The organism is Enterobacter sp. SA197, from assembly GCF_054131575.1.
The window spans coordinates 380,251-402,937 of sequence record NZ_CP096393.1; the positions used below are offsets into that span (position 1 = coordinate 380,251).

A 22,687-nucleotide genomic window follows, 5' to 3' on the forward strand; every position below is an offset into this window, starting at 1 on the left:
CATAAACGTTAATTGTAGGGGCTTTGCCGGCTTTGTTTATTATTTGCGCGACAGATCACGCATTAATGAACAGGTTGAAAAATGGGCAAATGAAACTTTGCAGGGAAATAATTACCCGTGGGCATTATCTAAAATAGGCGCAAAAAAAGCGGTTTCATAACAAATAGTTATGCACGATAAATGGTATAAAAATGCGGTTTTAAACAAAAAATCAGTCAATACCCCTTCTGGTAAAGGGTTGCACGTTACACCCTGCAAATGGTACTGATAACGCGCGTTAAAAAACCCCGTAAGAGCGTGTGACGCTAACCATACCCTTTCCCTATGAGTCGTTCCCCGGTCGGGAAAGTCGCTTTATTGAGGATCTCTGCAGTTATGAAAACATTGAAAGTCAGCCTGGCCTGGCAGATTTTGCTGGCCCTGGTGCTGGGTATTCTTCTGGGCAGCTATCTGCATTACCAGAGCGACAGCCGTGAATGGCTTATCGCGAATCTTCTGTCTCCGGCAGGGGATATCTTTATCCACTTAATTAAAATGATTGTGGTGCCCATTGTTATTTCCACGCTGGTTGTCGGTATTGCCGGTGTCGGTGATGCGAAACAACTGGGGCGAATTGGCCTGAAAACCATTCTCTATTTCGAAGTGATCACCACGGTTGCTATCGTGCTGGGTATTACGCTGGCGAATGTGTTCCAGCCAGGTACGGGCATCGATATGACGCAACTGGCATCGGTGGATATTTCGAAATATCAGAGCACGACGGCCGAGGTGCAAAGTCATGCTCATGGCCTGATGGGGACGATTCTCTCCCTGGTGCCGACCAATATCGTGGCCTCAATGGCAAAAGGCGATATGCTGCCGATCATCTTCTTCTCGGTATTGTTTGGCCTCGGGCTCTCTTCACTGCCTGCCACGCATCGCGAACCGCTGGTGACCGTATTCCGCTCTATTTCAGAAACCATGTTTAAAGTTACCCATATGGTGATGCGCTATGCGCCGGTTGGGGTATTTGCGTTAATTTCCGTGACGGTCGCCAACTTTGGTTTCGCCTCTTTGTGGCCGCTGGCAAAGCTGGTTATCCTGGTGTATTTCGCGATTCTGTTCTTCGCACTGGTGGTGCTGGGGATCGTGGCGCGTATCTGCAAGCTCAGCATCTGGACGCTTATCCGCATCCTGAAAGAAGAGCTGATTCTGGCCTACTCCACGGCGAGCTCTGAGAGCGTGCTGCCGCGTATCATTGAGAAGATGGAAGCCTACGGTGCCCCGGCGTCAATCACCAGCTTCGTGGTGCCAACCGGTTACTCATTCAACCTCGACGGCTCTACGTTGTACCAGAGTATTGCGGCTATCTTTATTGCCCAGCTGTACGGCATTGATCTGTCGCTCGGCCAGGAGATTATTCTGGTGCTGACCCTGATGGTGACCTCAAAAGGGATCGCGGGTGTGCCGGGGGTATCCTTTGTGGTGCTGCTGGCAACGCTCGGTAGTGTCGGTATCCCGCTGGAAGGTCTGGCGTTTATTGCCGGCGTTGACCGTATCCTTGATATGGCGCGTACCGCACTGAATGTGGTTGGTAATGCGCTGGCTGTGCTGGTTATCGCCAAGTGGGAACACCGCTTCGACAGCAAAAAAGCACAGGCTTACGAGCGTGAAATGCTCGGTAAGTTTGAAAAAACCGCCGACCAGTAATCTTTGCTCCGCCCTCACCATAATGAGGGCGGAGAAAAATTGGGTGCATTAAGAACCTCACTTCCAAATAAGTCGGGCGAGTTTCCCCGCCCGAGAGTTAACCTAACGAACAGGCTAATTTCGCTACTACCTCCTGATTCTCTCCACGAATATATAATTCGCACAGTTTCCCACGATGAATAAATGAAAACGTCAGGATCGTCAGACACACGATAATAAGAATGGCCAACGTCTATTTTAATGGCTCCATGCCTAATACTCCTTGTAAAAAAAGGGTACGAGGCCACTCTCAACTTGTTTGGAGTTGAGGTAGAGTAGCCTCGGGTTATTGGAAACTAGCCCTGGGCTTTTCCACTCTCTGACCTTCAACAATAATGCTCAAGACCAGAAAGCCTTAAGCACCGCGACGTATAACATTCAATTTCATATACCCGTCATACTTCAAGCTGCATGTGCGTTGGCTCTCCTCACTCACCCCAGTCACTTACTGGAGTAAGCTCCTGGGGATTCGCTGCGTTGCCGCCTGCCTGCAACTCGAATTATTTAGGGTGTTAAAATAAAGACAAAGCAGAATGTAATTTCGTTGCATTTATTCCATGTTCATGGAATAACACTCGCAAAAGAGCTATTTAATATTTATATAATGAATTAATTATTGGTGGAAATAAAACGGCGCAGGGACTAAATCCTCTGCGCCTTTTATTCTTTACCGAAGGTATTACCCCATCGCGCTTTCGCGCAAGCGGGATTTCAGCTTAGTATACTCATCAATGACGTACTGTTCCGCGGCACGCTGGTCGGCAATAGGTTCAATATTGACGGCACAGTATTTGTACTCCGGCGTTTTGGTAATCGGACTGAGGTTCTCGGTCACCAGCTCATTGCAGGCACCAATCCACCACTGGTAGGTCATATACACAGCTCCTCTGTTCGGGCGCTCACTGACCTGTGCACGGGTGATAATCCGCCCTTTACGTGAGTTCACCCACACCAGGGCTTCATCCTCAATACCAAGGCGCACGGCATCGGCGACGTTGATTTGCGCATAGCCGGGTTCATCCGCCAGGGCAGAAAGTGCGGCACAGTTACCGGTCATCGAACGGCAGGAGTAGTGGCCGACTTCACGCACGGTAGAGAGCACCATCGGATATTCGTCAGTGAGTTTATCGACAGGTGCCACCCAGTCGCAGGTGAAGAACTTCGCAAGGCCGGTATCGGTGTCGAACTTCTCTTTAAAGAGATACGAGGTACCCTGATCGGCATCCGAGGTGTCACGACACGGCCACTGGATGTAGCCCAGTTCACCCATTTTTTCATAGGTGGCACCGTAGAATTCCGGGCAGAGGTGACGCAATTCGTCCCAGATGTCCTGCGTGTTGTGGTAATGCATCGGATAACCCATGCGGGTGGCAATCTCACTGATAATCTGCCAGTCCGTTTTCAGATCCCACTGCGGTTCCACTGCCTTAAAGAAGCGCTGGAAGCCACGGTCAGCCGCCGTGTACACCCCTTCATGTTCGCCCCATGACGTTGAGGGTAAAATGACATCCGCTGCCGCCGCGGTTTTGGTCATGAAGATATCCTGCACGATGACCAGCTCCAGATCCTCAAACGCCTTACGCACGGCGGAGAGCTCTGCGTCTGTCTGCAGCGGATCTTCTCCCATAATGTAAGCCGCACGCACGTCACCGTGCGCCGCGCGGTGTGGCAGTTCGCTGATGCGATAGCCAGTATGTGCAGGCAGGCTTTCCACGCCCCAGGCCCTGGCGAATTTATCGCGGTGGGCCTGCTCTTTCACGAACTGATAGCCGGGGAAGGTATCCGGCAGTGCTCCCATATCGCAGGCGCCCTGGACGTTATTCTGACCACGTACCGGGTTAACCCCGACATGGGGTTTGCCGAGGTTGCCGGTCAGCATGGCGAGACTGGTCAGCGAGCGCACGGTCTCCACCCCCTGGTAAAACTGGGTGACGCCCATGCCCCAAAGAATGGTGGCATTTTTCGCCCCGGCATACAGACGCGCCGCGTTACGGATCTCCGTTGCCTGCACGCCCGTAATCTCTTCTACCGCCTCAGGTGTATAGCCTTCGACGATTTTTTTATACTCATCAAAGCCTTGTGTGCGTGACGCCACAAATGCCTGGTCGTAAAGCTTTTCTGCAATAATGACGTGTCCGAGCGCATTCAGCAGCGCAATATTGGAGCCGTTTTTCAGCGCCACGTGCATATCCGCAATGCGCGCGGTTTCAATTTTCCGCGGATCGCAGACGATGATTTTTGCCCCGTTCTGTTTTGCGCGAATCACATGATTAGCGACGATGGGGTGGGAATCTGCCGGGTTGTAGCCAAAGATGAACACAAGATCCGTGTTATCGATTTCATTAATGGCATTGCTCATTGCGCCATTGCCGACCGACTGGTGCAGACCTGCAACCGAGGGGCCGTGTCAGACGCGTGCGCAACAGTCGACGTTATTAGTACCAATAACGGCGCGCGCAAATTTTTGCATGATGTAGTTGGTTTCGTTACCCGTGCCCCGTGACGAGCCGGTCGTCTGAATCGCATCCGGGCCATACTTCGCTTTAATGGCGCTCAGGCGGCTGGCGACGTACTCCAGGGCTTCGTCCCAGCTAACGGACTCCAACTTGCCGCCACGCTCACGACGGAGCATAGGGGTTTTCAGGCGAGGAGTGAGGATCTGGGTGTCGTTGATAAAATCCCAGCCGTAATAGCCTTTCAGACACAGCGTACCCTGGTTGGTTTTACCCTGCGCCGCTTCCGCCCGAACGATTTTGCCGTTATCCACCACCAGGTTTATTTTGCAACCTGAGGCGCAGTAGGGGCAAACCGTGACGACTTTTTTCATCGCTATCGCTCCAGTTAAGAAAAAGCGCGCTTTCGCGCCATCACACCCATTATGCATCATCTAAGCCATGCTGCTTTTGTGGGTATTGCCGGATCTTAAGCCCAATTTCTGTTCAAAATGCTGACGACGGGCAGGATGTCGTCAGATTTGACGTGACCACAGGGAAGGGGGATGTGACGGTGATTATAAAAACAGCATTAATTCACCGCCGTTATGCATCCGCCAAATAAAATAAAGCAGAATAGGTAAACTTTCCTGACGGATGCGGACGATGAAACCTGCAATTCTGATAGTGGATGACGATCTGGCGGTGTGTGAACTGCTGAACGATGTGCTCAGCGAGCATGTCTTTACCGTTCTCGTTTGCCATAACGGGCTGGATGCTATCGCGGCGGTAGCGCGTCATCCGGAGATAGCGCTGGTGTTGCTGGACATGGTTCTGCCGGACATCAACGGATTGATGGTGTTACAACAACTGCAAAAGCAGCGCCCGGCGCTGCCCGTCATTATGTTGACAGGCCTCGGCAGTGAGTCCGATGTGGTGGTGGGGCTGGAAATGGGGGCCGACGACTATATTGGTAAACCCTTCAATGGCCGCGTACTGGTGGCACGGGTCAAAGCCGTCATGCGGCGAACCGGTGCGCTGGCGACAGAAGCGGCAAACGTGAAGGTGGCTGGTTTCAGTTTTAACGGCTGGCATCTCGACCCGGCACGCTGCGCCTTACAGGATCCCCGGCAGCAGACCGTGGCGCTGACCCAGGGCGAGTACAGTCTGCTGCTGGCGCTGGTGCAAAATGCGCGCCGTGTCCTGAACCGGGAGCAGTTACTGGAACTCACGCACAGTGAAAGTATCGAGGTGTTTGATCGCACCATCGATGTCTTGATTATGCGCCTGCGGCGTAAGATCGAAATCAATCCACACCAGCCCGCGCTCATTAAAACCATTCGCGGCATCGGCTATGTGTTTGCCGCTGACGTGGCCGACAATAATAAAGCGGCGTAACAGGCTACGCCGCATCCGTTAACTCTGCTTTAAGCTCCTCCAGCGTCTTCGCACCATCAATAGCGTTGGCGCATAACAGGCTGGCGCGGGCACACGCATGGGCCAGTTGAATGCTTTGCACCAGCGACCAGCGTTCATGGCAGCCGTACAACAGGCCCGCGCAGAACGCATCTCCCGCCCCCACGCTACCGACAATCTCTTCCTGTCTGAGCAGTCGTGATGCCACCCACTGGCCCTCGCTGCCGGCCTGCAATCCCCATGCGCCTTCCGGGCAATGAATGACCACACGCTGTTTCACACCGGCGTTCATTAGTTGGGTCGCGGCCAGGGAGATATGGTCGATATGGGGCGCATCGTCAGCTGTTCGCATCTCAAGCCCGCTAAACTCGCCCGCCTCCAGCTCATTAATCACCAGATAATCAAGATGCGGCAGGCAGGGAACGACCAGCGGCTGATAGCGCGGGTCGCCCTTGCGGGAGACCAAATCAAGGGACGTTTCATAACCCTGCTCGCGCATCTGCGCCAGCAGGCGCGCGCTGCGGGTGCCATATTCTTCATCCGGCAGATCGAGACTGTCGAGCAGCAGCAGGTAGCCAAGATGGAAGATTTTCAGGGTGGTGTCGAGACGGTCAAACGCGGGCAGATCCAGCAGGCGATTTGCCCCTGGCGAGTGGAAGAAGGTGCGCTGTCCGGTAGGGTCGGTCATCACCTGCGACATTGACGTGGGCGCCACGGTGGTGCGCTGCACGTGCTGGCGATTAACGTGGTACTGCTCCAGCATCGCCATAATATAATCACCGTCGTTATCCTCGCCCACAAGCCCCACGGCCTGAAGCGGCATACCGGTATGCATTTTTGCCAGCGTCAGCAGCACGTTAAGTGGCGCGCCGCCGGTGGAGCGTTCGCTCTGCGTGATCTCCGCCAGCCAGCCACGCTCCGGCCACTGCACAATCTGATGCACATGATCGACCAGCATATTTCCGGCGGCGATAATCCCCTGGCGCGCCATCAGCATTGCCCCGCACTGCCAAAGGTGCGCATCTGCGTGGCGACGGTATCGGTAATGGCCTCTTCGATACTCAACAATAACTGGGCGAACTCGTCATACACCGGCTGGCGATCGGCCATCCGCGCTTCGATGGTATCGAGTGCTGCCTGAGACATGCCGGTGTAGAAATTAATCTTATGGATGCCGAGCGAGATGGCGCGACGGAAATCCGCATCGCTGATCCCGGAGCCACCGTGCAGCACCAGCGGCAGGCCGGTTTGCTGACGAATCTCATCCAGCCGCGTGAAGTCGAGTCTGGGCTCCCCTTTGTATTTGCCATGAGCGTTACCGATGGCCACCGCCAGGGCATCAATGCCGGTGCGATCGACAAAGTCGCGCGCAAGGGCCGGGTCGGTAAAGAAGGCCTCATCGGCATGGCCGTAAAGTGCGCCGCCCTCATCGCCGCCCACGGCGCCCAGTTCAGCCTCCACCGACACGCCCACCGCATGACACATCTTCACCACTTCCCGCGTCTGGCGAATATTCTCCTCGTACTCCAGCGTTGAGCCGTCGAACATCACCGAGCTGAAACCAAGCCGCAGCGCGCGCACCACCGATTCGAAATGCAGGCCGTGGTCGAGGTTGAGCACCACCGGGATGTCGCTGCGCATGGCCTCAAACTTTACCGCTTCCACCAGCGAGTCGAGGGAGACATATTTAAAATGGACTTCGGCAATATTAATAATAAACGGCGAACGTTCCTGTTTTGCCGCCGCAAACAGGGCGCGCAGGAAATGAGAGTCGAGCACGTTAAAAGCGCCCAGTGCATAGCGGTGCTCACGGGCATGGGTTAAACCTTCAGCAAGCGAAATCAGCGGCATGGGAATCTCCTTTAATCCAGAAACAGACGGTATTCGTTACACAGCACTAACTGTGCGGTTTCGTCTTCCAGAATGTCGTTATAGCGATCCACGGGTGTCAGAAAGTGGTTATCGTGGTCGTCGTCGTTAACCGATGAGACCTCACCGACCAGCACATCACCAAAGCCCGTTTCGCCCCAGAAGCTGTGGTACAGGCCTGGTGTCAGGCAGATGCTTTCTCCGGGGGAGAGCCGCAACTGGCTGCCTGCTGCATGCGTTTGCATGCAGCCATCAATCACCACCGTCACGTCGCTGTTGACGGTCTCTTCTCTGGCACCGGCATTCCACAACTCAATGATGAGATTGCCGCCGCCGCGATTGATGATGTCTTCACGCTTGCGCCAGTGAAAATGCATCGGCGTTACCTGCCCGTCGCGCACGTGCATGATTTTCTCGGCATAGCATTTGGCATAAGGCGTGCCGTTTGGGGAGCCGTTACGCAGGGTAAAAAGCGTGAGCCCCTGGGTGTAAAAATCGGTACTGCCGAAGGCGGTCACATCCCAGCCGAGCTTGAGGTCAAAAACTTCTCGCCAGGCCCCTTTGTCGAGCTGCCGCCATTTAGTGGGCGGGAAACTGGCAAACGGCGGTAAATGCACATCGTGCATTGAAAAGAACTGGCGGGTATGGCCGAGTATTTCGTTGATTTCGGAGCGTTTCATGGCGATCTCCTGATGGCATTTGAGCGCGTTGTGCCCCTCACCCTAACCCTCTCCCCCCAGGGGCGAGGGGATGGTTTGCTCCCTCTCCCACAGGGGCGAGGGGATGGTTTGCTCCCTCTCTCACAGGGGCGAGGGGATGGTTTGCTCCCTCTCCCCTATGGGGAGAGGGCAGGGGTGAGGGGAAGAATCCGCACTTACTTAACCGTCCAGCCCTTGTAGTTCCCGACGTTCTGCTTGTCGATCATCGTCACCGGGATCAGCACCGGCTCTTTTGGCGCCGCTTTACCCTGCAGAATGTCGTAACCGATCTCCACCGCTTTGGCCGCCATGACCTGCGGGTCCTGCGCCGGGGTGGCTACGAACAGGGAGTTTTCACGCTTCAGCGCCTCCTCACCGTCCGGGGAACCATCCACGCCGACGATAAAGAATTCGTTGCGTTGCGCCTGTTTTGCTGCCAGATCGGCCCCGATCGCGGTCGGATCGTTAATCGCAAACACGCCGTCAATTTTCGGATGCGCAGCCAGCAACGAGGTCATGATCTCCAGACCCCCTTCGCGACTGCCTTTGGCGTTTTGGTTATACGAGAGCACTTTGATATCCGGGTGGCGCTTGAATTCAGTCTGGCAGCCTTCCACACGGTTCTGTACGGCGGATACCGGCGGTCCGTTGATGATGACTACGTTGCCTTTGCCTTTCAGGCGATCGGTAATGTACTTACAGGCCATTTCTCCGGCCTGGGTGTTATCGGAGGTAATAGTGGCATCGGCCCCTTCCGCTGCCACGTCAACGGCGACCACCACGATCCCGGCCTCTTTGGCGCGTTTCACCGCCGGACCAATGCCTTTAGAATCGGCGGCATTGAGGATAATCATGTCCACTTTTGCGGCGATGAAGTTATCAATCTGCGCCACCTGCTGGCCCAGATCGTAACCGCTCGACACCAGCGTGACTTTGACGTTATCACCCGCCAGCTTGCGAGCCTCAAGCTCAGCCCCTTTGGTGATTTGCACGAAGAACGGGTTAGCAAGATCGCCCACCGTTACCCCGATGGATTTCAGATCTTTTGCCTGGACAAACGGCGTTGCGACAAGCAGTGCGCCAGCACAGAGCGCGGTGACTAAGGGTTTCAAACGCATGTTCTTTCCTCACGTAGGGTTTTCAGGGAAATATTGTTGTTATGCACTTTGATGATGTCGGGTACGGTATTTATCTATCAGCACTGCAATGATGATCACCGCCCCTTTGATCACCAGTTGCCAGAAGTAGGAGACGCCCATCAGGGTCATGCCGTTATTCAGTGTGGCGATGATTAATGCGCCCACCAGCGTACCGGTGATGGTGCCAATACCGCCGACGAAGCTGGTGCCGCCAAGAATGACCGCCGCGATGGCATCCAGCTCATAGCCTGCTCCAAGATTGCCGTTGGCGCTGTAGAGGCGCGAGGCGCTCATCACTCCGCCGAGGCCAGAGAGCAAACCGCTCATGCCATAGACAAACAGCAGCACCATCCACACTTTGATACCGGTAAGACGGGCGGCCTGCATGTTGCCGCCAACGGCATAAATGTGAACGCCAAGCGTGGTACGCCGCAGGATGAACCAGCAGATGGCAATCACTGCCAGGGCGATTACCACCAGCCACGGCACCGGCCCGAGGTAGTTATTACCAATCCACTCAAAGCCAATACTGGAGTTAATCACCGTGGTGCCATCCGCCAGCAGATAAGCCGCACCGCGCAATGCCGTATAGGTGCCCAGCGTAACAATAAAGGGTGGTAGTCCGGCAAAGGCGACCAGCGCGCCATTAAACAACCCCAGCACCATGCCAAGCATCAGTGCGGCAGGAACTGAGAGCATGGCCAGTTCAGGCATCAGCGACACGACCATCGCCGCCACTGCCGTGGTGCCAAGAATCGACCCCACCGACAGATCGATACCCCCTGTCAGAATGATGAAAGTCATGCCAGCCGCGAGCACGATGTTGATCGAGGCCTGACGGGTAATGTTGAGCAGGTTACTTTCAGTGAAGAAGTTCGGTGCGATAAAGCCAAATACCGCCACAATCAGGATCAGAATGGGTAAAATACCGACCGTTTGCATCAGATCGCCCATCAGCATTTTCTTCGCTGAGGCCGACTTTGGTGTTGAGGCAGAGGTATGTTTAGATTCAGTCATGGTGCACCACCTGATGGGATTCGTTAACGCCGGTTGCCAGCGTCATAATGTTTTCCTGGCTAATCCGCTCGCCTTCCAGCTCGCCGGCAATGCTGCCTTCATGCATCACGTAAACGCGGTCACTCATCCCCACCACTTCCGGCAGTTCGCTGGAAATCATCAGAATGGCGACACCCTGACGCGCCATCTGGCTCATGATGCGGTAGATTTCGCTCTTGGCCCCGACGTCCACACCGCGCGTCGGTTCATCCAGGATGAGTATGCGCGGGCCGATGGCCACCCAGCGGGAGATCAACAGTTTTTGCTGGTTGCCGCCCGACAGGCCTCCCGCCCGCACCTGAGCGTGGGGTACGCGAATATTGAGCAACTTAATGGCGTCATCGGAGATGGACTGCGCTTTTTTGCGGTCGAGCATGCCGTAGTTAGCGTCGCGCTCAATGGTCGCCATGGTGATGTTTTCCTGCGCCGCCAGCTCCAGAAACAGACCCTGCTCTTTGCGGTTCTCGGTGAGAAACCCGATGCCCAAATCAATGGCGGCACGCGGCGAGTGAATCACCACCGGTTCGCCATCAATTTCGATTACCCCACCGGTGGCTTTACGCACGCCAAAAATCAGCTGTGCCAGTTCAGAGCGGCCCGCGCCCACCAGCCCGGCAAGGCCGACGATTTCACCTGAGCGAACCTGCAAACTGACCGGCTGAATTTTGCTGCCGTCGGTGAGGTGATGAATGTTCAGCCGGATGTCGCCTTTGGGGATGTCCCGCTCTTTGTTGAACAGGTCACTGAGTGGGCGGCCCACCATCATGCGTACCAGCTCAGAGGCGTTGAGTTTGTCGCGAGTCAGGCTGCCGACGTACTGCCCGTCACGCAGCACGCTCACCCGGTCAGAGAGCTCATACACTTCTGCCATACGGTGGCTGATGTAGATGATCGCCATTCCTTCGTCACGCAGACGCATGATCAGCTCAAACAGGCGGTGGGTTTCGCGGGAGGAGAGGGCGGCGGTGGGTTCATCCATTACCAGAATACGGCTGTTGCGGTGCAGAGCGCGGGCGATCTCCACCTGCTGCTGCTCAGCGATGGTCAATTTCATTACCAAATCGCTGGCTTTGAATTGTGCGCCGAGCCGGTCAATCACGCTCTGCGCCTGGGCCACCATTTCCCGGCGCTGTACCAGTCCGCCGCGTGAAATTTCGCTGCCGAGGAAGATGTTTTCCGCCACGGTCAGATTGGGGGCGAGCTGCATCTCCTGGTAAATCAGCGTGATGCCGGCCGCCAGCGCGTCTTTTGGCCCTTTAATATGAAACGGCTGACCGTCTATCAGGATCTCACCGCTGGTGGCAGTGTACGCCCCGGCGAGGATTTTCATCAGGGTGCTTTTACCTGCGCCATTTTCACCCATTAAGGCATGGATTTCACCGGCATACACCGTCAGGTCGACCCCTTTTAGCGCATAAAACTTGCCAAACACTTTGGCAATATTGCGCATCTCCAGAACCGGCGTCTTGCTCATTGCTTGCTCCTGCAAGGGTTTGGTTTACGCCAGTCCAACACGGCGAAATAAATGCAAAATGTCATTGGGCATTCATATTTGTCATATTGTTGAATAGTTAACGAAGATCACAGTTACGTAACATGACTTCCTTCACCCTCACCCCAGCCCTCTCCCTGGAAGGGAGAGGGAGAAAACCCGCTCCCGGCGCATTGGGGAGAGGGGGAAAACCAGGCCGCACTGAAGCCTCCTCTGTTCCTGGAAGGGAGGGGGGAAAAACCAGACCGCACCGAAGCGTCCCCTCGCACCTCCGGGGAGAGGGTCAGGGTGAGGGGAACACAGACACCGGAGCCCGCTATGCCTTATCGGCACAACTCGTTCTTCGCCAGCGCCCGTGGGCGACTGCTGTTCTTTAACCTCTTGGTGATGGCCGTGACCCTGATGGTCTGTGGCGTGGCGGTATTGGGTTTTCGCCATGCCAGCCAGATACAGGAACAGGTTCAGCAACAAACCCTGGATGACATGACCGCCAGCATGAATCTGGCGCGGGATACCGCCAACGTTGCCACGGCGGCGGTGCGCTTATCGCAGGTGGTAGGCGCACTGGAGTACAAAGGAGAAGCCGAGCGACTGAAGGCGACACAGACGGCGCTGCAGCGCTCGTTGTCACAACTGGCGCAGGCGCCGCTGGCACGGCTTGAACCTCAGCTTGTCGAGCGGATTACGTCGCGTAGCAACGAACTGGAACAGAGCGTAACGCAAATGCTGGAACGCGGTCAGCGTCGGCACCTTGAGCGCAATACGCTGCTCAGTTCGCTCTATCAAAACCAAAGCTATCTGCGCCACGTACAGCATATCAACCAGCGTGTAGGCGGGGCGCTACCCGATCCCCGGCTGCTCAGTGAGATGGACAGATTGCTGGATGCGGCCATTCGTACCCCTTCACCCACGGCGACGGTGCAGCAACTGACGGCGGTAATGAGACAACTGCCGTCGCAGACAACAAATCCGATGGTCAGCAGCATTGTGGCAGAGTTCAGAACCGAGCTTGGGAAACTCGCTCCGCTATCCGGGCAACTGGAAGAGAGCGATATGGCCATCAACTGGTCGATGTTTCATATCAAAGCGCTGGTAGCCATTCTTAATACCGATATCAATCAATACGTGGCGCAGGTAGCGAGGGCCTCTGAACAACGTACCGCGCAAAGCCATCGTGAGATGCACTCCATCATCATCTTTATCAGCACCTTTGCTCTGCTGGCGCTCATCATCACCGGCTGCGCGGGCTGGTATATCTACCGCAACCTTGGCTCCAACCTGACGGCGATTTCCCGGGCGATGGCGCAACTGGCGCGTGGGGAGGCAGATGTCTCTGTACCTGCGCTGCAACGGCGCGATGAGCTTGGCGAGCTGGCGCGTGCGTTTAACGTTTTTGCCCGCAATACCGCCTCGCTGGAGCACACCTCCCGGCTGCTGAAAGAGAAAAGCACCCAGCTTGAAACCACCTTTCACGCCATGCGCGATGGCTTTGCCCTGTTTGATAACCTCGGCTGTCTCGTGGTCTGGAACCCGCAGTATCCGCTGCTGCTGGGGCTGGATGCGGAGGCGCTGCAACGGGGAATGCATTACCAGAGCCTGCTGCGTCAGGTGGGGGATCTGCCAGGGCATGTGCAGGAGAATTTATCGCGCCTGATGCCCAGGGCCCAGGAGCTACGGCTGGCGGACCACCGCACCATCGAACTACGCTTTAGCCCGGTGCCGGGGCGCGGCATGGTTAACGTGGTGCTGGACCGAACCGAGCGCAAAGGGCTGGAAGAGGCGTTGCTGCATAGTCAGAAAATGAAAGCGGTCGGGCAACTGACCGGCGGGCTGGCCCATGATTTCAACAATCTGCTGGCGGTGATTATCGGTAGCCTTGAACTGGTGAGCCCGGCGTCGCCAGATGCGGTTCGCATCTCCCGTGCGCTCAAAGCGGCTGAACGCGGTGCATTGTTGACCCAGCGCCTGCTGGCGTTCTCCCGTAAACAGTCGTTGCACCCGCATCCGGTCGAGATGCAGCCGCTACTTGAGAACCTGAGTGAACTGATGCGTCACTCGCTGCCAGCATCACTGACCCTCGATATTGAAGCTCAGCAGCCCGCCTGGCCCGCCTGGATTGATGTCGGCCAGCTGGAAAACGCCATTATTAACCTGGTGATGAATGCCCGCGATGCGATGGAAGGGCAGAGTGGGGTGATTAAGATCCGTACCTGGAATCAGCGGGTGACCCGTACCGACGGACGCAGGCAGGATATGGTAGCGCTGGAGGTGATTGACCGGGGATGTGGCATGTCGCAGGAGGTGAAAGCGCGCGTCTTTGAACCGTTCTTTACCACCAAGCAAACCGGCAGCGGCAGCGGTCTGGGGCTGTCGATGGTCTATGGCTTCGTGCGCCAGTCCGGGGGGCGGGTGGAGATCGAAAGTGCGCCCGGGCAGGGGACAACCGTGCGGTTACAGCTCCCACGCGCTTTTGTGCAGGCGGCGGCCCCGCTGGAGCAGGATGCGACTCAGGCGCAGGAGGGTACTGAGAAGCTGATTCTGGTACTGGAAGATGAAGCCGATGTGCGCCAGACCCTGTGTGAACAGCTGCATGAGCTGGGCTATCTGACGCTGGAGGCGGAGAGTGGCGAACAGGCGCTGCAACTGCTGGCGGCGTCGCAGGAGATTGGCATGGTGATAAGCGACTTAATGCTGCCGGGGCGGCTCAGTGGCGCAGAGGTGATCAACTTTGCCCGCCTGCACTACCCGCATCTGCCGTTGTTACTGATAAGCGGGCAGGATTTACGCCCGGCGCACAATCCGGCGCTGCCGGACGTGGAGCTGCTGCGAAAACCCTTTACCCGTGGGCAACTGGCCCAGGCGCTGCGGCGGATTGCGGCGTAAGAGGGCGGCGGTTTGGGATTCCTCCGCTACTCCTTGTGATGACTCTTTAATAAGGTTAAGCCAGTCCAATTCCGAGGCTGGCATTATGAAATCTTATGTAACTCTGCTGCTCGTCAGCACGCTCTCTTTCTCTGCTCCGTTCGCACAGGCGGATATTGTTGATGATGCCATCGGGAATATTCAGCGCGCGATTAATGATGCCTATAATCCGAACGATGCAAACCGCGACGACGAGCAGAGGCGTTATGAAGAGGATCGCCGCCGCAGCGACGATCAAAGCAGACAGTATGAAGAGAGGCGCAGACAGCTGGAAGACCGGCGTGCCCGGCTCGACGACCGTCAGCGCCAGCTCGATCGCGAGCGCCGACAGTTAGACGATGAAGAAAGGCGGCTGGAAGAGCAGTTCTGAAAAGGTATTAGTTCTTTTTAACGAATTCTGATTTCAGCTTCATCGGGCCGAAGCCGTCGATTTTGCAGTCGATATTATGATCGCCTTCAACCAGGCGGATGTTTTTCACCTTGGTCCCAATCTTCAGCATCGACGAGCTGCCCTTTACTTTCAGATCTTTAATCACGGTGACGCTGTCGCCGTCGACCAACAGATTGCCGTTCGCATCTTTCACGATCGGTTCGTCTCCATCCTGCGCGGCTTCGTTGTCATTCCATTCATGAGCGCATTCCGGGCAGATGAACATGCCATTATCTTCATAAACGTATTCAGAATTGCATTGTGGGCAGTTAGGGAGTTGCATGCGGATATCCTCAAAAGTACCTGGACGCTGGAAACAGGCCAGCAAAAAAGGCGGTGTTTTGCCAGAAAGGGGAGGGATTATACAACAAGTCCGCACTTTTGCTGGTGCTATTCTTTTTTTCAGAAAAAGATAAAAAAGTGATTACGGTGACATAACCTGTCATCACGTTGAGCGATGCTGAATGCGTCCGATACTGTGGAATCGCTTATGAATACTATTTAGAATATTTTCGCCATGAAATTGCCACTTTTTACCAATTCAGATAAGGTGGGATGAAGCATTCGGTGTTAATAATGACATGCCGTCATCCTTGCTAAGCTTTCAGTCGAAGGCAGTTAATTACCTCGCAAATTGGGGGGGTAAATAAATGACGATATATTCTGGCAGCTCCTGAAAATGGGCTACCCTCTGTATCTCCCCGGCCTTAATTGGCGTGGAGGGTGTACTGTGTCAGTCTCTCTAGAGAAATATAATTTCCTGATAATCTTCAGGCGCTTATCTTTTATAAGATATTTTCCACACGTAATTATAAAAGCCGAAACTTCACAAATAAAACATTGCGGCTTAATAAAAGTAAGAAATTTGCGTTAAGGAAAGACTTTTATATGCACACACAAACGATTTTCGAATTAAGCCAGGAAGCAGAGAGGCTTTTGCAGCTCTCATTGCATAACCTGCAGGCCCTGAAGACGTTGCCATTAGCCACGCTTGATGATGTAGCTCCTGGTAAAAAAGCAGAAAACACCAATGTATTACCCTTACATTTCAGTACGCGTGGAATCGAAACGCAGCAAGCCACCCTGCACAATGAATTGCGTAAAATTACCCGTCTGGAGATGGTATTAGCCATTGTCGGCACCATGAAGGCCGGGAAGTCGACCACCATTAATGCCATTGTCGGGACGGAAGTGCTGCCGAACCGCAACCGTCCTATGACTGCATTACCTACATTGATTCGTCATACGCCGGGGCAGAAAGAACCCGTGTTACATTTTGCCCATGTCGGCCCTATCGATGCCCTGACACAACAATTACAAACCCGACTGTTTAATTTCGATCGTGAAAAATTGGCGCAAAGACTGGAAGTTGACAAGGACATGAGTGCGCTGCTCGACCGTATTACGCAGGGCGATGCATTTGATAAACATTATTTGGGTGCACAGCCCATTTTCCACTGTTTAAAAAGTCTTAATGATCTGGTGCGGTTATCGAAGGCACTCGACGTCGATTTTCCTTTTTCTGCTTACGCGTCCGTAGAAAATATCCCTGTTATTGAGGTGGAGTTTGTCCATCTGGCTGGTCTGGAAAATGCCGTCGGTCAACTGACGTTACTGGATACACCGGGGCCGAACGAAGCGGGGCAACCACACCTGCAAAAAATGCTCAGTGAACAGCTGGCGCGAGCGTCAGCGGTGCTGGCGGTGATGGATTATACCCAGCTTAAATCAGTCTCTGACGAAGAAGTCCGTCATGCTGTTTCTGCCGTCGGTCGGTCAGTGCCACTTTATGCGCTGGTTAACAAATTTGATCAGAAAGATCGTAATAGCGACGATGAGGATCAGGTTCGCGCGCTGATTTCCGGGACGTTAATGAAGGGGCATATTAACCCTTCGCAGATTTTCCCGGTCTCGTCTATGTGGGGCTACCTGGCAAACCGCGCCCGCCATGAGATCAAGCATCGCGGTAAATTGCCCGATCCGGACGATCAGCCCTGGGTACAGGATTTTGCCGAAGCCGCACTGGGCAGACGCTGGCGCACCGCAGACCTGGATGATGTAGACCATATTCACCATGCCGCTGAGCTGTTATGGAAAGACTCACTCTTTGAGCAGCCTATCCGCAAACTCCTTCATGCAGCGCATGCGAATGCCTCGTTGTTTGCCCTGCGTTCGGCGTCACACAAACTCCTCAATTACGCCCAGAGTGCGCGTGAATATCTCGATTTTCGCTATCAGGGTCTGACCGTGGCCTTTGAGAATCTGGAGCATAATATTGCCCGTCTGGAAGAAGATATGGCCCTTCTCCAGAGCTGCCAGGTAAGCGTCAGTGATGAAATCGATCATGAGGTTGATGAGGCGCTGGTGGCTGCTAACCAGTTCATTTACGACCAGCAGATTGAGATTATCGCGGCTATTGATGCCTGGTTCCGTGATGGCGAACTGATGCATATGGTGAAGGAAAACCGGGTGAATTTGCGTCTTGACGCAGAGTTCTCCGCAGGGCAACTGGTGCTGGAAGATGAAGGGCAGGCGCAGAACGTACTCAGTAAAATGCGCTCATCCTGTGAATCTATCTTACTGGCGGCGCAAGAGAAAATCAGCCGTGAGCTGGCGCTGCGTTTTGACCAGCTGGAAAACACCCTCACTCGTTCCCTGAACGATGCCATGCGCCCTATTGAGATGCGTATCAAAGAAGAGTTGAGCCACGCGGGATTCCGTGCGCGCATTAGTTTTCCGGCGTTTCAGCCCAGTGCGCTTAACTTTAATACCCGCCAGCTTTTCAATAATGCGATTGCGTCAGAAGATACGCCGGCGGGGCAGCTTCCCCGTGCAGGGAGCGTGCGTGAGACGGTGTCGCGCTGGTTGAACAATCCGGGCTGGGGCTGGGATGATTATGTGGTAACCCGCACCCGTTACGTCATTGATGTGGCCTCCTTACAGCAGAAGCTCACTCAGCATGTCGCTCATTTTTGTGAACAAATTCGTAAAGCTTTAGCCGCGCAGGTCGATGTTTCTGTTACGGCCGGAATGGCAACGTTCTTTGCCGAATTCTCGTTGAGTCTCGAGGGACTACAAGAAAGTTTGCGTGACAGTCTGGCGATACGTCAACAAAACGAATCTTCAGTGCAGGCCTTGCGACAGCATCTACAACAATGCATCAAGACTGCCCACTGGATTCAGGAAGATGCACGCCTGTTACGCGATGATATTCAAACTCTATTCGCGGCAGAACAACCATGAAAAATCGACTACTGGAAGGGCCCGGGCGGACACTGGAGTGTATTCATCCCAAGTTCATCGTCGATCTGGTGCAGGGCGTTGATGCGCCCCGGCAGAGCCAGATTGTGCCCCAACAGCAGTTGTTTCGTGAGCGGTTGACGCAGGAAGTCATGGCGCAAACGCAATTACGCCCGTGGGCGATGTCCGGGGTGCTGAATGAAAATGATACCCTTCGACTGGGTCTGGCGGAAAAACTGGCCAGTATGCTCGACCCCGGCCATCTTGCGCTGACGCGTATTACCCAGCGTTTAATCGCCTTACAGCAGACAGAGCGACGGCCGGTTAACGGCACGGGCAGTGGTCTGCCACAATATGATGAGATGATTGAGCATTTCAGTCAGCGAGCTGGCTGGAAAGAGAAAGCCCTGACCCAGCGCGGCCTGACGGTGCAGGCCGGTCATCACAGCGAACAGATTTTTACCCGCTGGCGCGCCGGTAATTATAACGGCTGGTCAATGGCCGGGCGTTGCTATGTGGCGCTGGAGGAGCTGCGTTGGGGAGCATTTGGTGATGCCTGCCGCCTGGCAAGCAGTGAAGTTGCTTCAATGCTGAAAGATAACCTGCGCGCAATGGCAGCGGATTTTCTGGCACAAGGTATTAACGCCTCCCCCTCCACGCGGCACTTTTATCACCAGTGGCTGACCACCCCTGCCACACCGGGAATAATGGATTACAAGGATTTGCTGGGCTGGTTAGGCGACTGGAGTGATGCGGAGCGTCATCCCATTTGCTGGTCGGTGACCCAAAGCTGGCAGACCGTGGCGCTGGGTATGCCAAGACTCTGCTCAGCCACCCGCCTGGCGGGGGCAATGGTGGATGAGATATTTGGCGAGTAAAAAGATGTGCCCTGCAATTAACCAACCTTGATGGTTAATTGCAGGATGCAGCTGCCTGACAGGAAGTAAAAGAAGCGTTCCCCCATCATGCCTCCCTGACAGCAAAAAGAACCTTTCCACCGGGTGAAAAGGTCCTCTTTTGCGTAAATCAACTACCTGACACTAGCGGCGAGCGAGATCAGTGCCCCGCAGATTCGACGGGCTTTTCTGCCGCTTTATCGGCAACCGGAACGTTGCCGAAGCGTCTTGCATAAAGTGCGGTAATAATCGGCACCAGAATCGCGGTCACAATCACACTGGCGGCCACCAGTGCAGTGGCGGAAGCGGCGACCGGCTCAAACGCCGGGTTAATCTGGGCGATGATAACCGGGTTTGCAACCGCGGCCCCTGCGGCAGATGAGGCTGCTATACCCGCTGTGCCGTTACCGCCGCCGATGACTTTGTCAGCAATGATCAACGGGATGCCGGTGATGATGATGACCGCAACACCCAGGAAGATACCGAGTAAACCTGTATCGAGAATGACGCTCAGGTTAATGGTATTACCCAGTGCAAAGCCAAAGAATGGAATCAGAACCGGTGTGGCTTTGCTAAAGAAGGCGCGAAGATCGTGGTCCAGGTTACCCAGTGCAAAGCCGATGAGGAACGGCAGCACCGCGCCGATAAAATGGTGAGGTTCAAAAGAGGCCAGCCCTGCGGAGCCCAGAATCACCATTGTCATCAACGGGCCGGACTCCAGCGACATCAGGACGAAGGCGCCCGATTCTTCTTTCGTACCGTACTGGTTCATCAGGCTGGCATAGAGGCCACCATTTGTCATGTCCATAGCGGAGACGATAGCCAGAACGGAGATGCCTGCAAAGAAGCCGGTCTGAATTCCACCTTCAGGAATAAAGGAGGCGGCAATCATAGCCACAAGCCAGGCGACGGCGATTTTTGTCACCACCAGCGTGCCGGATTTACGCAAAACCGTACCGGTTGCGCGCAGGTCAATGGATGCGCCAATACAGAAGAACCAGACAGCCAGAATTGGAACCGTACCGCTAATCATCCCTTTGGTGAAGGAGCCAAAATAAGCGCCTGTATTCGGGGCAAGGGTATTTAAGATTGCCCCAAGGAGCAGAGGTATCAACATCATCCCGCCAGGGATTCGTTCAATGGTGGCTTTGATCTTCATAATAAATCCTCACTTCTCATCATATGGAATGACCGAGAAAAACCAGAAGTTAACTTTCATAAATTCAAAGGGTTAAGCCCGCAGAGTTTTATCGCCCCTGGCACATTTCCGCCGATGCGGCTGATGAGAGGAGCAGGCTATAAATCTGTTTATCTCTGGTGGCAACATATCTGGGCGTATGATGCGATCAATGGAATATTGATTCAATGAAAATAAAACAATGTTTTAGTTATCTTCATCACATATTCCGTGTAAAGATTTCTAAAGGCTCCAATAATTAGATTGGCTGTAAATGGCTTGTAAAGAATCAGAGGGTAAATACTGCTAGCAAAGTAATAATCACCACAGTTATTTGGTTTCATGTTTTGCTATGCGTCAGGAACATCTTATTTTTATTGAACGTAATTTCCCGTTAAGTAAAACGTAGTTTCGATAAAAAAAGGTTCAGATTGCTGGAATTGTGCCGTGCTTCACACGGCAACTTTATGTGAAGTTGATCACGTTTTTAAATCCTGTTAGGGTAAAAATAAATCGTTAACTGCCCCAGCAGGCGTCAACAGGTTCGGTTGTACAGGCTGTGACCAGCCCGTGTAAGTAAACCTGCTACGCTTGAATAAGGACGCTGCAAGATGCGGCGTAATACGCCTGGCGTTAATGTGGAATAAAGCCGGGCGGTAATGGGCGAAAGTCAAAAGAGGAAACTATGTTAAAAAGGAAAAAAGTTAAACCCATCACTTTGCGCGATGTAACCATTATAGATGATGGGAAATTACGCAAGGCTATTACCGCTGCATCGCTGGGTAATGCGATGGAGTGGTTTGACTTCGGGGTATATGGTTTTGTGGCTTACGCCCTCGGCAAAGTGTTTTTCCCTGATGCCGATCCCAGCGTACAGATGATTGCAGCGTTAGGTACCTTCTCTGTACCGTTCCTTATTCGTCCGCTCGGCGGGTTATTCTTCGGGATGCTCGGTGACAAATACGGGCGTCAGAAAATTCTCGCTATCACCATTGTTATTATGTCCGTCAGTACATTCTGTATTGGCCTGATTCCCTCGTATGAATCCATCGGCATATGGGCACCCATCCTGCTGCTGCTTTGTAAGATGGCGCAGGGCTTTTCGGTGGGCGGAGAATATACCGGTGCATCTATTTTTGTGGCGGAGTATTCCCCGGACAGACGTCGCGGCTTTTTAGGAAGCTGGCTGGACTTCGGTTCTATTGCGGGCTTCGTATTAGGGGCAGGTGTTGTGGTTCTGCTTTCCACGATTGTCGGCGAACAGAACTTCCTGGACTGGGGCTGGCGTATTCCATTCTTCCTGGCCTTGCCGCTCGGCATTATTGGTCTTTATCTCCGCCATGCGCTCGAAGAGACCCCGGCGTTCCAGCAGCATGTGGATAAACTGGAACAGGGCGATCGTCAGGGATTACAGGAAGGGCCGAAAGTCTCCTTTAAAGAGATTGCAACGAAACACTGGCGTAGCCTGCTGACCTGTATCGGTCTGGTGATTGCAACTAACGTCACCTACTACATGCTCCTGACCTACATGCCGAGCTATCTGTCTCATAACCTGCATTACTCTGAAGATCATGGCGTGCTGATTATCATCGCTATCATGATGGGTATGCTGTTTGTTCAGCCGATGATGGGGCTTCTGAGCGACCGCTTTGGCCGACGTCCTTTCGTCTTGTTCGGCAGCGTGGCGCTCTTTGTGCTCGCCATTCCGGCGTTCCTGTTGATTAACAGTAACGTTATCGGCCTGATTTTTGCGGGTTTGCTGATGCTGGCGGTGGTGCTCAACTGCTTCACCGGTGTCATGGCCTCTACGCTTCCGGCGATGTTCCCGACGCACCTTCGTTACAGTGCGCTGGCCAGTGCCTTTAATATCTCCATTCTGATTGCGGGTCTCACCCCAACGCTGACGGCCTGGATGGTCGAAACCACCTCCGATCTAATGATGCCAGCCTATTATCTGATGGTGGTTGCGGTAGTGGGCCTGATAACTGGTATCACGATGAAAGAGACGGCCAATAAACCGTTGAAAGGGGCAACGCCTGCGGCATCGGATATTCAGGAAGCCAGAGAGATCCTGCAAGAGCATCACGACAATATCGAACAGAAAATCGAGGATATTGATCAAGAGATCGCAGAACTGCAGAAGAAGCGCACCCGGCTTGTTCAGCAGCATCCGAAGATTGACGAGTAAGTGA

General features: G+C 54.1%; 17 protein-coding genes. 7 read left to right on the forward strand and 10 right to left on the reverse strand.

The genetic code is table 11. The features are described 5' to 3' along the window. The first annotated feature begins 375 nt into the window (after positions 1-375). Positions 376-1,689: a glutamate/aspartate:proton symporter GltP gene (gene gltP / locus M1D91_RS01760; protein ID WP_437432140.1), complete on the forward strand. Its 1,314-nt coding sequence runs from the start codon at positions 376-378 to the stop codon at positions 1,687-1,689. A gap of 97 nt (positions 1,690-1,786) precedes the next feature. Here the strand turns inward: gltP and M1D91_RS01765 are convergent, their stop codons facing one another. Then, complete coding sequence (locus M1D91_RS01765) at positions 1,787-1,900, reverse strand: Hok/Gef family protein (RefSeq protein WP_457976310.1); 114 nt, start codon at positions 1,898-1,900, stop codon at positions 1,787-1,789. Positions 1,901-2,407: 507 nt separating this feature from the next. Next, positions 2,408-4,555 carry a formate dehydrogenase subunit alpha gene (gene fdhF, locus M1D91_RS01770; protein ID WP_437432138.1) on the reverse strand — a complete coding sequence of 716 codons (2,148 nt, stop codon included), beginning with the start codon at positions 4,553-4,555 and terminating at the stop codon, positions 2,408-2,410. A gap of 271 nt (positions 4,556-4,826) precedes the next feature. Here fdhF and M1D91_RS01775 point away from each other — a divergent pair, with 271 nt between their 5' ends. Further along, on the forward strand, positions 4,827-5,558 hold the full coding sequence (locus M1D91_RS01775; RefSeq protein WP_437432137.1) for a response regulator: 732 nt from the start codon (positions 4,827-4,829) through the stop codon (positions 5,556-5,558). A 4-nt stretch (positions 5,559-5,562) separates the two neighbouring features. On the opposite strand, the gene M1D91_RS01780 is transcribed toward M1D91_RS01775, so the two are convergent. The 6 genes from M1D91_RS01780 to M1D91_RS01805 all read right to left on the reverse strand — a co-directional run bounded on the left by M1D91_RS01780 (position 5,563) and on the right by M1D91_RS01805 (position 11,812). Further along, a complete protein-coding gene (locus tag M1D91_RS01780) occupies positions 5,563-6,570 on the reverse strand; it encodes a carbohydrate kinase family protein (RefSeq protein ID WP_437432177.1) in 1,008 nt (335 codons plus the stop codon). Further along, the gene (locus tag M1D91_RS01785; RefSeq protein WP_437432136.1) at positions 6,567-7,427 is read right to left on the reverse strand and encodes a ketose 1,6-bisphosphate aldolase; all 861 of its coding nucleotides are present in this window, start codon (positions 7,425-7,427) and stop codon (positions 6,567-6,569) included. Before M1D91_RS01785 ends, M1D91_RS01780 begins: the two co-directional genes overlap by 4 nt. Before the next feature lie 11 nt (positions 7,428-7,438). Continuing rightward, a complete protein-coding gene (locus tag M1D91_RS01790; RefSeq protein WP_437432135.1) occupies positions 7,439-8,125 on the reverse strand; it encodes a D-lyxose/D-mannose isomerase in 687 nt (228 codons plus the stop codon). 194 nt (positions 8,126-8,319) lie between these two features. Continuing rightward, positions 8,320-9,261 carry an ABC transporter substrate-binding protein gene (locus tag M1D91_RS01795; RefSeq protein WP_437432134.1) on the reverse strand — a complete coding sequence of 314 codons (942 nt, stop codon included), beginning with the start codon at positions 9,259-9,261 and terminating at the stop codon, positions 8,320-8,322. A gap of 39 nt (positions 9,262-9,300) precedes the next feature. After that, positions 9,301-10,299 carry an ABC transporter permease subunit gene (locus M1D91_RS01800; RefSeq protein ID WP_437432133.1) on the reverse strand — a complete coding sequence of 333 codons (999 nt, stop codon included), beginning with the start codon at positions 10,297-10,299 and terminating at the stop codon, positions 9,301-9,303. Further along, positions 10,292-11,812, reverse strand: a complete 1,521-nt coding sequence (locus M1D91_RS01805; RefSeq protein WP_437432132.1) for a sugar ABC transporter ATP-binding protein — start codon at positions 11,810-11,812, stop codon at positions 10,292-10,294. Before M1D91_RS01805 ends, M1D91_RS01800 begins: the two co-directional genes overlap by 8 nt. Positions 11,813-12,148: 336 nt before the next feature. On the opposite strand from M1D91_RS01805, the gene M1D91_RS01810 reads away from it, so the two are divergent. Further along, positions 12,149-14,713: an ATP-binding protein gene (locus M1D91_RS01810; protein WP_437432131.1), complete on the forward strand. Its 2,565-nt coding sequence runs from the start codon at positions 12,149-12,151 to the stop codon at positions 14,711-14,713. Between the two features lie 85 nt (positions 14,714-14,798). Further along, positions 14,799-15,122, forward strand: coding sequence for a DDRRRQL repeat protein YjdP (yjdP, locus tag M1D91_RS01815; protein ID WP_437432130.1), 324 nt, complete (start codon positions 14,799-14,801; stop codon positions 15,120-15,122). 7 nt (positions 15,123-15,129) lie between these two features. On the opposite strand, the gene M1D91_RS01820 is transcribed toward yjdP, so the two are convergent. After that, positions 15,130-15,465, reverse strand: a complete 336-nt coding sequence (locus tag M1D91_RS01820; protein WP_437432129.1) for a zinc ribbon domain-containing protein YjdM — start codon at positions 15,463-15,465, stop codon at positions 15,130-15,132. Positions 15,466-16,070: 605 nt separating this feature from the next. Here M1D91_RS01820 and crfC point away from each other — a divergent pair. Together crfC and M1D91_RS01830 are read left to right on the forward strand one after the other, a co-directional pair. Continuing rightward, positions 16,071-18,425 carry a clamp-binding protein CrfC gene (gene crfC, locus M1D91_RS01825; protein ID WP_437432128.1) on the forward strand — a complete coding sequence of 785 codons (2,355 nt, stop codon included), beginning with the start codon at positions 16,071-16,073 and terminating at the stop codon, positions 18,423-18,425. Beyond that, positions 18,422-19,300: a diguanylate cyclase regulator RdcB family protein gene (locus M1D91_RS01830; RefSeq protein WP_437432127.1), complete on the forward strand. Its 879-nt coding sequence runs from the start codon at positions 18,422-18,424 to the stop codon at positions 19,298-19,300. The genes crfC and M1D91_RS01830 overlap by 4 nt, the downstream gene beginning before the upstream one ends. A gap of 178 nt (positions 19,301-19,478) precedes the next feature. On the opposite strand, the gene kdgT is transcribed toward M1D91_RS01830, so the two are convergent. Continuing rightward, positions 19,479-20,477 (reverse strand): 2-keto-3-deoxygluconate transporter, encoded by a 999-nt coding sequence (gene kdgT, locus M1D91_RS01835; RefSeq protein ID WP_437432126.1) that lies wholly within the window; start codon positions 20,475-20,477, stop codon positions 19,479-19,481. 703 nt (positions 20,478-21,180) lie between these two features. Between kdgT and proP the strand changes: the two genes are divergently transcribed. Continuing rightward, the gene (gene proP / locus M1D91_RS01840) at positions 21,181-22,683 is read left to right on the forward strand and encodes a glycine betaine/L-proline transporter ProP (protein WP_437432125.1); all 1,503 of its coding nucleotides are present in this window, start codon (positions 21,181-21,183) and stop codon (positions 22,681-22,683) included. The last annotated feature ends 4 nt before the right edge of the window (positions 22,684-22,687 follow it).